Source organism: Flavobacterium faecale, from assembly GCF_003076455.1.
In the GTDB taxonomy this organism is placed as follows: Bacteria; Bacteroidota; Bacteroidia; order Flavobacteriales; family Flavobacteriaceae; genus Flavobacterium; species Flavobacterium faecale.
Genome location: NZ_CP020918.1, coordinates 1,703,920 through 1,716,292 on the forward strand (window position 1 = coordinate 1,703,920; position 12,373 = coordinate 1,716,292).

General features: G+C 34.6%; 7 protein-coding genes. All 7 read right to left on the minus strand.

Translation table 11 applies throughout. From position 1 onward, the window contains the following. Nucleotides 1-17: 17 nt before the first annotated feature. On the minus strand, nt 18-1,577 hold the full coding sequence (locus FFWV33_RS07430; RefSeq protein ID WP_108740318.1) for a RagB/SusD family nutrient uptake outer membrane protein: 1,560 nt from the start codon (nt 1,575-1,577) through the stop codon (nt 18-20). Nucleotides 1,578-1,588: 11 nt separating this feature from the next. Beyond that, nucleotides 1,589-4,669, minus strand: coding sequence for a SusC/RagA family TonB-linked outer membrane protein (locus tag FFWV33_RS07435; protein WP_108742494.1), 3,081 nt, complete (start codon nt 4,667-4,669; stop codon nt 1,589-1,591). A gap of 834 nt (nt 4,670-5,503) precedes the next feature. Continuing rightward, nucleotides 5,504-6,238: a 23S rRNA (guanosine(2251)-2'-O)-methyltransferase RlmB gene (rlmB, locus tag FFWV33_RS07440; RefSeq protein WP_108740319.1), complete on the minus strand. Its 735-nt coding sequence runs from the start codon at nt 6,236-6,238 to the stop codon at nt 5,504-5,506. A 67-nt stretch (nt 6,239-6,305) separates the two neighbouring features. Continuing rightward, nucleotides 6,306-6,824 carry a lipid-binding protein gene (locus FFWV33_RS07445; protein WP_108740320.1) on the minus strand — a complete coding sequence of 173 codons (519 nt, stop codon included), beginning with the start codon at nt 6,822-6,824 and terminating at the stop codon, nt 6,306-6,308. 10 nt (nt 6,825-6,834) lie between these two features. Then, complete coding sequence (locus FFWV33_RS07450) at nt 6,835-7,572, minus strand: immunoglobulin-like domain-containing protein (RefSeq protein WP_108740321.1); 738 nt, start codon at nt 7,570-7,572, stop codon at nt 6,835-6,837. 12 nt (nt 7,573-7,584) lie between these two features. Beyond that, entirely contained in the window at nt 7,585-9,033 is a 1,449-nt protein-coding gene (locus FFWV33_RS07455) for a SusD/RagB family nutrient-binding outer membrane lipoprotein (RefSeq protein WP_108740322.1), read from the minus strand. Nucleotides 9,034-9,044: 11 nt separating this feature from the next. Beyond that, a complete protein-coding gene (locus FFWV33_RS07460; RefSeq protein ID WP_108740323.1) occupies nt 9,045-12,242 on the minus strand; it encodes a SusC/RagA family TonB-linked outer membrane protein in 3,198 nt (1,065 codons plus the stop codon). Between the last annotated feature and the right edge of the window lie 131 nt (nt 12,243-12,373).

The window sequence follows — 12,373 nt, forward strand, 5'->3', positions numbered from 1 at the left end:
TATTAGCTATTTTTCAGTTACCAACCTGGATTCTGCTGTGCTGCCAAAGTAGGGTTAGTGTTATTCTCTACTTGTGGTATAGGCCATAAGAATCTTGTGTCAGCTGCAGGTATTGCTAAGACAGTAAGAGCTCCTGTGTAAGCAGTCCCAAGTGTATAATCAGCAGCTGGTGGAAGTACGTTAGCATATTTTGCAGGGATTCCTGCGATTGGAGCTAAATTGTCTTTCTCTAAACGTTGAATGTCAGACCATCTTCTTCCTTCCATCAAAAACTCAATTCTTCTTTCTGTCAAAATAGCATTAATCATTGCGGTTGGTGTGCTTAATGTGGCAGCAGTGTAAGCTTGCGTTGCTGGTGTAGCGAGCGATCTGTTTCTAACTGAATTTAACAAAGTCAATGCTGTTCCTAAATCAGGAGTTGTTAAACGAGCACTTGCTTCTGCCATGTTTAATACCACCTCTGCATAACGAATCACTGGGGCACCATCCGTATATGTTGTGATGTCTTTATATTTGTTAGTATACATACGTCCTGATACGTTTTGTACCATTCCGGTTAATGCAGTAGAGTTTCTTCTTTTATCGTCACTTAACCAACTTGTATTTCTCCAAATAATTGGGCTAATAGCTACCAATCTACGTCCACCATACATTGAAGCTAATGCTCCATTTGTGGTAGGGTTAATTGTACTTGTGTGTTGAGTAGAAAAAATAGATTCTGTATTGTTGAAATTATTGGCCAATACAAATACGTCTCCAGGATTTGCTGTCAATGAATACAAAGTTTTTAACTTGTTCCCCTCTGTAATAACATTTGACCATTCTCTTTTGTGCAAATAAACTCTAGTTTTAAATGCGATAGCAGCACCTTTTGATGCTTTTGCTATACCTGTAGTTGTGATTTGGTTTTCAGCAGCTGTTAAATCAGCTAGAATTTTAGTGTAACATTCTTCAACAGTATTTCTTGGTTTCAAAACTTCAGAGTCAATTTCAGCTTGAGTGTTTATCCCTACCTCTCTATAAGGAATTCCTAAATGGCTTGCTGTAGGTGTGAAATTATAACATCTTGCAAAGAAATTTAAAAGCTCAAAGTGTGTAATTGCACGTAAAAATTTTGCTTGACCAATATAGTCATTACCTACTGCGCTAGTGATTATACCTTGAGCTACAGCAGTGTTAACTCCTTCGATCATTAAATTACAACGGTTTATTAAACGGTATCCATCGATCCAATAATACACGTTGTTTGCTGTTGTTGCATCATAAGTCGCAGTGTATGTTAACTGGTAAAAGGTCCCAGTATTTACTACATCTTCACCTCTACAATCTCCTTGCTCTACAAAAGCAGCTCCCCATAAATACCCTCGACCTCCATTTGTACTTGTACTAGTGTACTGTCCTACCGCAGCGGCATTGTATACACCGTTCATGGAAGCAGCAATCAAAGAAGGAGATGTGAAAGCATCAGCTTCAGATATATTATTTATTGGGCTAAGCTCTAATAAATTAGACTCTGAGCAGGAATTCATTCCTAAAACTACTGCTGTGAGTATTATGGTTTTAATTATATTTTTCATGTTATTTATTATTAAAAGTTAACATTTACACCAAATGAAATTGTTTTTGATCTAGGTGTTCCAATGTAATCTACACCAGAATACTGTGTAACTTGGGTATTTTGCATTTCAGGATTAATTCCAGTATACTTAGTTATCATTACTAATCCTTGTCCTAAAGTATAAATACGAATAGTATCTATTTTTAATTTTTTAGTGATAGAAGATGGTAGTGTATACCCTAAAGTAATATTATCTAATGAAATGAAATCACCATTTTCTACGAAACGCGTAGTTAAGTGTCCAGTTAAATTTGTAAATGTATTTGAACCTCCAACAATTCTAGGAGTCCATCCATCTCCAGGATTTGTAGCACTTTGCCATCTTCCTAAAATTTCAGTTCCATTGTTTGAGAAATCTTGTGTTACTAAATCTCTACGCGTTGCGTTAAAAATTTTGTTTCCACCGCTAAATCTAAACATGAATCCAAAGTCGAATCCTTTGTAAGTAAAGTTGTTATTCAAAGCACCATAGTATGTTGGTAAAGTATTACCTAAAACTGATTTATCTTTCGATGCATCCAATGAGCTTGCTGCACCAGTTACACCAGGATTGGCTGGGTCATAAACTGTGTATTTCGAAGTATTAGCATTTCCTTCCACTAAAGTATTATCTGCTTTATAGTAAATTGGATTTCCGTTTGTAGCATTTACTCCATAATATCTATACCCATAAAGCGCTTTTAATGGCTCACCTTCTCTAATAATGTTGTAGTCATAAAGAATATCTTGTCCGGCAAATAATTTATTTACTTTGTTTTCGATAAAAGTAACATTAGCAGAAACATTCCAGCTGAAATTTCCTTTAACCAATTTGTAACTAGCACTAAATTCTAGTCCTTTATTATCAAGAGATCCAATATTCTTATTTACAGTATTAAATGGGATACCAAGTGACGGAGCTGTAGGAGCGGCTAAAATTAACTGATCTACGTTATTCTTAAAGTAGTCAAATGTTAAATTTACCTTGTTATTGAATAATCCTAAATCAACTCCAAAATCTGTTTTCTTACTTCTTTCCCATTGCAATTGGTCATTTCCAAATTGAGAATAAGCAATTCCATTCAAAGTCCCGTAAGGTGAACTTGAAGTAAGTCCTAAGTAAGGGTAATTTCCAATATCAGTATTTCCAACTTCAGAATAGGATCCTCTAATTTTTAAATCAGAAACTACATCTTTAATTCCTTCCATGAACTTCTCATTAGATATTGTCCATCCTCCAGATACTCCTGTAAAGTTGTTCCATCTTGTAGCTTCACTTAATTTTGAAATTCCATCTCTACGAATAGATGCTTGGATGAAATATCTCTTAGCGAAGTTATAATTAATACGTCCTACGTAAGACATAATTCCGTTTTGAGTTTGTGAACCTCCTGAATCTTTTGTAGAATAAGCGTTTGTAATTAAACCTTTGTTGTAGAATTCATTAAGTAATATTTTGCCTTCTCCCCAAAAGTTATCATAATTTTGTTTTTGATATTCAGATACTGCAGTTATACCAACAGTGTGATTAGTAGCAAAAGTTTTGTTGTAGTTCAAAATATTTTGCCAGTTGTAGCGTAAGTATTCAGTATTGTCATTGTATAAGTACCCTTGGCTTGAAAAACCATCTCCATTAACTGGGTTTAAATATTGAAAACCTTTGTTGATTGAATTATCAATACTTCCCTGCATTCTAAATTCTAAGTCTGGTGTAATTTTTGCGCTTGCAAATGCACTAGCTAAGATTCTAGTTATTTTAGATGAATATTTATTTTTGTCTAATATATACACAATATTAGGTAGGTTGTTTGCAATTGGTATAATGTTATCTGCTTGTCCAACTCTGTTATTTACTAAATCTAGATTGTATCCAATTGCATTGGCAGCATCATAAATAGGTGTGTTTGGTAGCATTTTTGTTGCTGCGTATATACTTCCAGATAATGCATTACCAGTTGTTCCTCCAGTATTTAATCCGTTGTATTCAGTTTTGGTAAGTCCAATGTTTGTTCCAATAGTTAACCATTTTGTTACATTGGCATCCACATTTGTTCTTACAGTATATCGCTTCATATCATTAGCTGTTGCGATACCTTCCAAATCGCTAGCTCCAAGAGATACATAAAATCTACCTTTATCAGTACCACCACTCATAGACAATGTATTATTTACTTGTGCAGCATTACTTTTTAAGGTTGCTTTTTGCCAATCAGTATTATAAGTACTACCTGCGGCATAGTTTCCTTTTTCTTTCGAAATCGTTAAGAAGTCTGGTGTTTGTAGTAAATCATATAATTTTACAGCATTTGAAAAACCGTAAGAATTATTGAAACTAGTTTTTATTGAACCTTTTTTACCGCTTTTAGTAGTAATCAATACCACTCCATTTGCAGCTCTCGAGCCATAAATTGCAGTAGCTGCTCCATCTTTTAAGATTTCGTACGATTCAATATCGTTTGGATTGATGTCTCCCAGTCCATTTGTAGAAGCCACCCCTCCCGTGTCTCCAGTTACAATAGGCACACCATCTACAATTATCAAAGGATATGTTCCACCTGTAATAGAAGCAACTCCTCTAATTCTGAATATAGGTGCAGCACCTAATATTCCAGAGTTTGTTACCACTTGTACACCCGCAGCACGACCTGCAAGTTGAGACTCGAAACTCGCAGTAACTAAGTTGTCTAAATCTCTACCTTTAATAGAAGATTGTGATCCCGTTATTTCTCTTTTTTTCTGTGAACCGTATCCAATCAGTACAACTTCATCAAGTTGCTCTGTTGTAGATTCCATTTTAATGTTCAGCTTTGTTGCTGTAGCCTTAACTTCTTGAGTTTTGTTTCCAATAAAGCTAAAGATCAAAACCTGATTTGGCGCTGCCTTGATAGAATACTTTCCATCAATATCAGTCTGTGTTCCAATTTGTGTTCCTTTAATTAACACACTTACCCCTGGGAAAGGTAAACCTGTGTTTTCTGAAACGACTCCCGAAACAATTCTTCCTTGCGCAAATGATAATTGCGTCACAAGTACTAGCATAAGTACTAAGATTCCATGTAAATTTAGCTTCATTTTAATTCGTTTTAAATTAGCATTCGAATGTCTTAATAATTTGTTAATAATACTAGCGTGTTTTTTAAGTATTTTTTGCTTAAGTGATTTAAAATGGATTTTTATTAATTCTATATTTTTTCTAGATTTTTTATTCAGTTTCAAATTTTAAAGGGTAAAATAAAACAGTATTCTTATTGTTTTAACACAATAATTATTGGTTATGATTATCTATTTGTTTTTTAAGTAGTAAATTGATTATGTATTAATAATCGGTGTAAGATCTAGTCCGATTTAAAAAGCGTCTTTAAATTATAATTCTACTTTTTCCTAGAAAAAAAGTGATTTTATTTGGACCATAATTAGATTGCCTTTGCTAGGTTTTGTTTAACAAAAGTTATAGATACTATGTCTATTTCAAGGGTGTAAGGGTATTGATAAGTTCTGGTTTCTGAGATCAAAAAAGGCTAATTATGTTTATAAATCATATACCTCAATACTTTTAATTTAACTGTTCTTAAGCTAAATATGAACAATCTTAAAGTAGGGGAGTAACGGAAGGTTATTGTTGTAAATATGTCTAGAAAACGGTACATTTAAGTGTTAAATCGGGATAGGTAAAACTATTAAACTAGTAGAACGGGGAAGTACTTATGTTTATTAAAGAGTCATCTAGTTTGGTCTAAATGTTACACATTTGCAACATTGGGATTTATATATTTTAGACGAAAAAAATCTGTAAGCTTTGATTTTATATTTCAATAAAAAAACGAACCAAAGCCCAAGCTCTAATTCGTTTTATATTATATTTATATCCCTAGGAAAATAAGCCCTTGTCGGGAAGAATAGTCTGATTTATTGTCTTTGTCTTACAGCTTCGTATAAAAAGGCACCGCAAGCGACAGAAACATTTAATGAACCAATTGTTCCAAACATAGGTAACTTTGCTTTCTCATCAACTATTTTTAGAACGGATGGGTTTACACCTCGATCTTCTGATCCCATGATTATTGCTACGCCTTCGGTTAATGATATCTCAAAAATGTTTTTATCTGTTTTTTCAGTAGCAGCAACGGTTTTGATTCCGCTAGCTTGCAATAAGAAGATGGCATCTTTAATATGTTCTACTTTACAAATCGGAATATTAAAAACGGCACCTGCTGATGTTTTAACAGTGTCTCCATTTACAGGAGCAGAACCTGATTTTTGTACAATGATTCCATTTACACCTGTACACTCTGCAGTACGGATAATAGCGCCAAAATTACGAGCATCTGATATTTGATCCAGAATTAAAAACAAAGGTGCTTTTCCATTTTCTAGTACTGTCTCAATCAAAGTTTCAAGGTCAAAAAATGAAATAGGAGATACACTAGCAACGGCACCTTGGTGGTTGTTTGGGGTAAGTCGGTTTAGCTTTTCAACAGGAACATATGAGAAGTTAATGTTGCCTCGTTTCAAAACTTTCATTAAGTCTTTCATTAGCTCACCAGAAGCTTCTTTTTGAATGTATACTTTATCAACTGTTGCACCTGCTTGAATTGCTTCAATTATTGCTCTTATTCCAAATATTTGATGTTCTTTTTCCATGATGCAAATATATAAAAAAAACCATCAGCAGTAGCTGATGGTTTTTAAAAATTAGAAGTTTAATAGACTAATATTCGTCTTCTAAGAATCCTGTTCTTTTAACTCCCGTAAATGTTAAAACATCACTTGGAGCGTAGCTAAAAGTAGCCTTGAATGAAATTTTGTCAACTGCTTTACCTGATTTTGATAATCCAGCTCCTTTTTCAAACTTTCCATCTGTAATGGTTACAGTACTTCCTGGATCGTTCAAATTAGCTTGTGAGGGAGCGGAAAATGTTCCGTTTTCAAGATTTACTGTAATTTTAGACATCAAATACCATCCTACGGGCTTGTTTTTTGGTTTGTCTGTCCAATCATCTACCCACATGGTATTATCATTTGCGGCTGTATTATATGTTGCATGTAAAGCATGGTCTACTTGTACTTTTCCTGCGGCATCGGTTATGGTTATAAACCAATCGCCAGCATATGCTTCAGTTGTTGTTCCTCCTGCATCAGGATTCCCGCCTTCATCACATGACGTGAATGATGCAAAGATTAGAAGTCCAAAAAGGAGTTTTATGATGTTATTTTTTAATATTTTCATTTTTACGATATTAAAGTTGAACTTGTGTTAATGTTGCCAAGAAGTTGTAAGTAGTGTCACCTGTAACCCAAGTTGTGGTCATTACTAACTGCTTAGTAGTAGGATTAACTGTTAATCCTGTTATTTTTACAGTACCTCCAAAGTATGCATTAGAATGTGTTCCTGGGAAGGTAAAGTTATTTGTTGGAATGTCAACAGCGTTGATGATTCCACCAGGAGACTCACTGTGAGCAATTGCTCTACCAAATTCATACCATCCTCCAAAAGAGTCGGATATTTGGTAAGTTCCATCAGCTTTTTTCCAGATATAGATGTATTTAATATCTATGTAACTGTCTCCTCCATTGACTCCATTTCTCAAAATAGTACTAGTGTAAACACCTTCTATACTATTTACTAAGTTTCCAGTTTTGTATATTATAACTTTTCTAGACCCTTTACCTACAAATCCGTCAACATTAGTTGCGCTGTAAGTCACTTCATATTCATCAATTTTTGATGTGTCAAGTGTTGTTGTGCCTCTGTATTTTCCTACTGCTGTAGTTATAGTAGGAACAATAGTTGCTCCAGCTTTCGCGACAGCACCTGGTTCTACGTACGTTGTACCTTGTTCTACAAAATATGGATTAGCTCCTGAAATTGTAAATACAGGAAAGTACGTAATTGCCGACAGATTCTCTGTTTCTACATTAGTACAAGCTGTAAAGAGAGAGCTTGCAATAAAGATAGCGATGATTAATTTTCTCATAATGTTAATATTTTATTTCCACCAAATGGCAGTAGTTATTGGTAAAAGTGTAGGTACGTTTGGATTCGCATTTCTTTCCGTTAGCGGGTAGGCTAATCTTTGCGGGAATTTGCCATCTGTAGCACCATTTAAAGAATATACAAATTGTCCTGGTACGTAACTAGCATTTGTTTGGTAAACTGCTGATGTTTTAGGATAACCTGTTCTGTTTTTTTCAAAAAACGCTTCGTAACCATTTCCTGGGAAACTAGCAACCCATTTCTGAGTGATGATAGCTTCAATTTTTTGTTCAAGTGTGCCTGCATTAGGGAACTCATAAGCTCCTGCTAATAACGCAGTAGGAGTTACTGCTTTCTCTGCTATTTTGTAACGTGCAAAATTTGCTTGAACACCTGCGTCGTATAGTGCTTTTGCACCGGTTCCAGCATTGTATCTTACCATAGCTTCTGCTTGCAAAAAGTAACTTTCTTCTGTACTCATTAAAAAAGCAGGGGTAGAGGCGCTTAAATTTACAATTGCAATTGTTCCAGCTCCAACGGTACTGCTATAGTCTCCTTGGTTTAAGGAATTTCCCTCCAAGTAATAAGATGCTTTTCTAGCGTCAGCATTAAGGTCAAGATATGAAGCTAAAGTAGTACTCATTCTCAAATTTGTTGCAACATTTAATTTTCTGTTGTTGAATTCGAATAATGGATTACTTTGGTTTACTTCATCTTTAAATTGATTCATTCCGGCATCTTCAGTCAAAAACTGAGTTCCTGCCGTAATCATTGCAGTTATACCAGCACTAGCAATTGCAGATCTTGAGCTATTTGATTGTCTCATAAATACTTTAAGTTTTAAAGTATTGGCAAACTTAGTCCACTTTGTCATGTTACCAGCAAAGATTAGATCATCTTTTGAAGGTGCAATACCTTTTGAAGTTGATAAATCCTTAGAAAGTGCCAAGTTTAAATCTTCAATCATAAAGGTGTAAACTTCTTCTCCGGTATTGAATTTTGGAGTTAAATTGGAGATGTCGTTAGCTTCTTTGTATGGGATTGATCCATAAAAGTCAGTAAGAACTTGTGAAGCTTGTACTTCGAGTACTGTTGCAATCAAATAGTAATTCCAATTTTCTTGAGCTAATGCATTTCTTTTAATGTTTCTAATGTCACCTAAGGCATCATACATAGCATCCCAAGCATAGTTGTAATCGGAAGTTCCAATACTGTAATTGTCTACGTTTTTGAACTGATTCGCTGAATTACTTTGTGTCCAGTACTGTGACCACATACCACCAATGATGGCTAGAGATGCTCCTTCAGGTCCTATGATTCCAGTAATACCTGCTGGTAATTGAGCAGATAAAGGTGCGCTTGCTGGATTTAATGAATCCGGATCGCTATTAATGTCTAAGTCGGTATTACAAGCAGTAAATGTTGCTGCAATGACTAATATTGTTGATATGAATTTTTTCATTGTCTTTCTTTTTAAAATGTTAATTTAATGCTAGCACCATAACTTCTTTGTGAAGGGTTACCACCAAATTCACCTTGCTCACTTAACAATCCTGTTCCAAAAGTAGATAATTCAGGATCAACATAAGGGTTGTCTTTAGGAGTCCATAGCGCTAAGTTTTTACCATAAAGGCTAAAGCTAGCTCTGCTTAATCCTAATCTTTTCACTAATGATGAGTCAAATGTATATGTTAATGATACATCTCTTAGTCTTACAAAAGTTTTGTCGATAACATGTGATTGCTCAATTCCGGGGTTATTACTTGTGTTATAAAAATCGGTAACACTTGTAAATCCAACAGGTTTAGTGTTTTCAGTATAACCTGTTACTACTCCAGTTGCGTTTACAACTTCGTTAACAGAGTTTGGTACGATAAAAGTATTTCTTCCGTTGTAGGTAGTCTCTATACCGTTACCTGTAAAGTTAGAAAGTCTTTTTGTGTAAGAATACATTTTACCACCTTGTTTCCAGTCAAGCCCCATTGCTAATGCTAAATTTTTATATGTAAATACGTTTTTTAAACCCATTACAAATTTTCTTTGTGCATTTCCAATATTTTGTTCATCGTTTGTTACTTTGTAGAAACCTGTTGTAGCATCTACAACATATTGACCTTGCTCATTGACAACAGGCACTTTTGCAGAGAATACACCTAAAGGTTGCCCTTTAACAGCGTTAAATGTTACACCATAATTACTGGCTAAGTTGATTTTATCTAAACCACCAGCTATAGAAAGTACTTCACCTTCATTTTTGGTAAATGTTGTTGTGATATCCCATTTGAAATCTTTTGTTTTTACTGGTATAACATTCAATAATAATTCAACTCCTCTGTTACGTACATCTAAGATATTCGCTGTTTGACTCGTGTATCCACTTGAAGTAGGAAGTGGTCTACTGAATAGTAGGTCATTTGTAGTTCTACTGTAGAATGATCCGTCAAGGAATACTCTTTTGTTGAATAAACTAGTTTCAAAACCAAATTCAATTTCATTTGTTCTCTCTGGAACTAATTGGTTATTACCTAAATTAGATGCAGCTTCATATCCATTAACTCCTCCAATTGGTAAGAAGATATTTCCAAAACCTAAAGATGAATTTCCTTGAATTAAAGAGGATTGCGTTTTATAAACGTCTGTATCCTTACCAATTTCTGCATAGGAAGCTCTTAGTTTTAAGAAATAATCTTGTTGATCCAACACAATAGCACTTAAGGCTGCTGAAGAATAGAAGTATGAGTTGTTTCCTTGAGGCAAAGTAGAAGACCAGTCATTTCTAGCAGTAACAGTTAAGAAATAACGATTTTTGTATGCTGTTTCGATAGACCCAAACGCACCAAAACTTTTTCTAAAAGAGTTTTGCTGAGTAACTTGTGGTTTTACTGATGAGTTGGATAACTCGTAAAATCCAGGAATGTCAAGATTTGTAATTGTCGCTTGCAATAAGCTTGCTTTTCTCTGATTTGCATTGAATCCAACAAAAGATGTAATGTTGATGTCATCGTTGATAGTAGTATTGTAACTCAAGATTGTATTAGAGTCAAATTGTACATTTTCTCTTGTGTTTTCGGTTACACCTCCCACAGTTGGGATAGTGGCAGCATTTGCTTGTGCAGAACCAGGAGTATAGTTAATTATGGCACCATAAGATTTTAATTTTTCAACTCCGTAATCACCACCTAATTGATGGCTTAAAGATAATTTTTCGTTGAATTTATAATCAATGCTTACGTTACCATATACTCTATTTCCGTCAATTTTAGTTGAGTTTTCACTTACTGTAAAGTAAGGATTAGAAGCGTAAGGAGTTAAAAAGTTATCATTTGTAGCATAAGGATTATTGATGTAATCTTTTTGATCTACAACACTTATATCTCTAGGTATTTGTAATAACTCTTGCATTACGGTGTTACCTTGTCCTGATGCTGAACCTTGACCTGTATTCACAACGTTTTGATCTTTCTTAACGTAATTTATACTAGTTCTTACACTTAATTTTTTACCATTAACACCAGCGTTGATTCCTACTGTTCTTCTTAAGTAAGCATCTGCATCTGTAGGTATGATACCGTCAGAATTAACATCTGTATAGTTAATAGAGAAGTTTGAATTTTCTCCACCACCACTCAAACGTACACTATTTGTAAAAGTATGACCGATTGTAAAAAAGTCTTTGATGTTGTTCTCTTGTGCAACATAAGGCTTGATTTGTTGACCGCTGTCAATAACTGCCCCATGTAGTCTTATTTCACCATTGTATGCTGGTCCCCAAGAACCATTTTCATTACTAGCTGTATTAGTTGAATTTGACCAACTTGACCATGATTTCCCAGCCCAACCTTGACCATATCCATTTTGTAAATGAGGTACTCTAGCTACTTCGGAAAAATCACTTGAGCTACTTAACTCAACAGTAAGTTTTTGATTGTTTTTACCAGATTTGGTAGTAATGATGATTACACCATTTGACGCTCTAGACCCGTAAAGTGCTGATGCAGCTGCACCTTTAAGTACAGTCATGCTTTCGATGTTGTTCGGGTCAACATCTCCTATTCCTGTTCCTGCATCATAAGTTCTTGTAGCACTTGTTTCAGATGAACTAGAAGTGGTATTGTTGATAGGTGTACCATCAATAACGTAAAGAGGGCTACTGTTTGATAACGAGTTAAAACCTCTAATAACCACCTTAGATGATGCTCCAACTTGTGCTGGGGCTGTAATATCAACACCGGCAATTTTTCCAGATAATGATTCAAAAACGTTTGTGTTGTTTACTTCGGTAAGTTCTTTACCTGTAACAATAGACGTTCCAGCGGCTAAAGCTCTTTTTTGCTTTTTGATACCAAAGGCAGTTACTACTGCTCCTTCAAGTTGTACTGCTGTACTAACTAATTTGGCATTGATCGTAGCTGAACTTGCAGTCACTTCTTTAGTTTCCATTCCGATATAACTAAAGATGATAACTTGTTTTGGTGTTGCTTTAATGGAATATTTTCCGTCAAAATTTGTTTGCGTACCAGTTTTTGTTCCTTTTACGAGAATACTTACACCTGGTAAGGGTAAGCCTGTGTCGTCAGAAACAACTCCTGAAACAACTCTTTCTTGCGCAATGATAAATTGCGTTGTTAGTACTAAGAAAAGTACTAAGATTCTACTGAATTTTAGTTTCATTTTAATAAATTTTGAATTAGTGTTACAAACATCTTAATTAAATGTTAAGTTTCCTAATACTTTAGCCTCTAATCTTATGCTTGCATATGACTTTTAGGATTTAAACATAAATTTATGATAATGTTGAAAAT

Excerpts from the sequence above, each read along its gene's own strand:
- FFWV33_RS07430 (WP_108740318.1), bottom strand. The coding sequence starts at position 1,577 with ATGAAAAATATAATTAAAACCATAATACTCACAGCAGTAGTTTTAGGA.
- FFWV33_RS07435 (WP_108742494.1), bottom strand. The coding sequence starts at position 4,669 with ATGAAGCTAAATTTACATGGAATCTTAGTACTTATGCTAGTACTTGTG.
- rlmB (WP_108740319.1), bottom strand. The coding sequence starts at position 6,238 with ATGGAAAAAGAACATCAAATATTTGGAATAAGAGCAATAATTGAAGCA.
- FFWV33_RS07445 (WP_108740320.1), bottom strand. The coding sequence starts at position 6,824 with ATGAAAATATTAAAAAATAACATCATAAAACTCCTTTTTGGACTTCTA.
- FFWV33_RS07450 (WP_108740321.1), bottom strand. The coding sequence starts at position 7,572 with ATGAGAAAATTAATCATCGCTATCTTTATTGCAAGCTCTCTCTTTACA.
- FFWV33_RS07455 (WP_108740322.1), bottom strand. The coding sequence starts at position 9,033 with ATGAAAAAATTCATATCAACAATATTAGTCATTGCAGCAACATTTACT.
- FFWV33_RS07460 (WP_108740323.1), bottom strand. The coding sequence starts at position 12,242 with ATGAAACTAAAATTCAGTAGAATCTTAGTACTTTTCTTAGTACTAACA.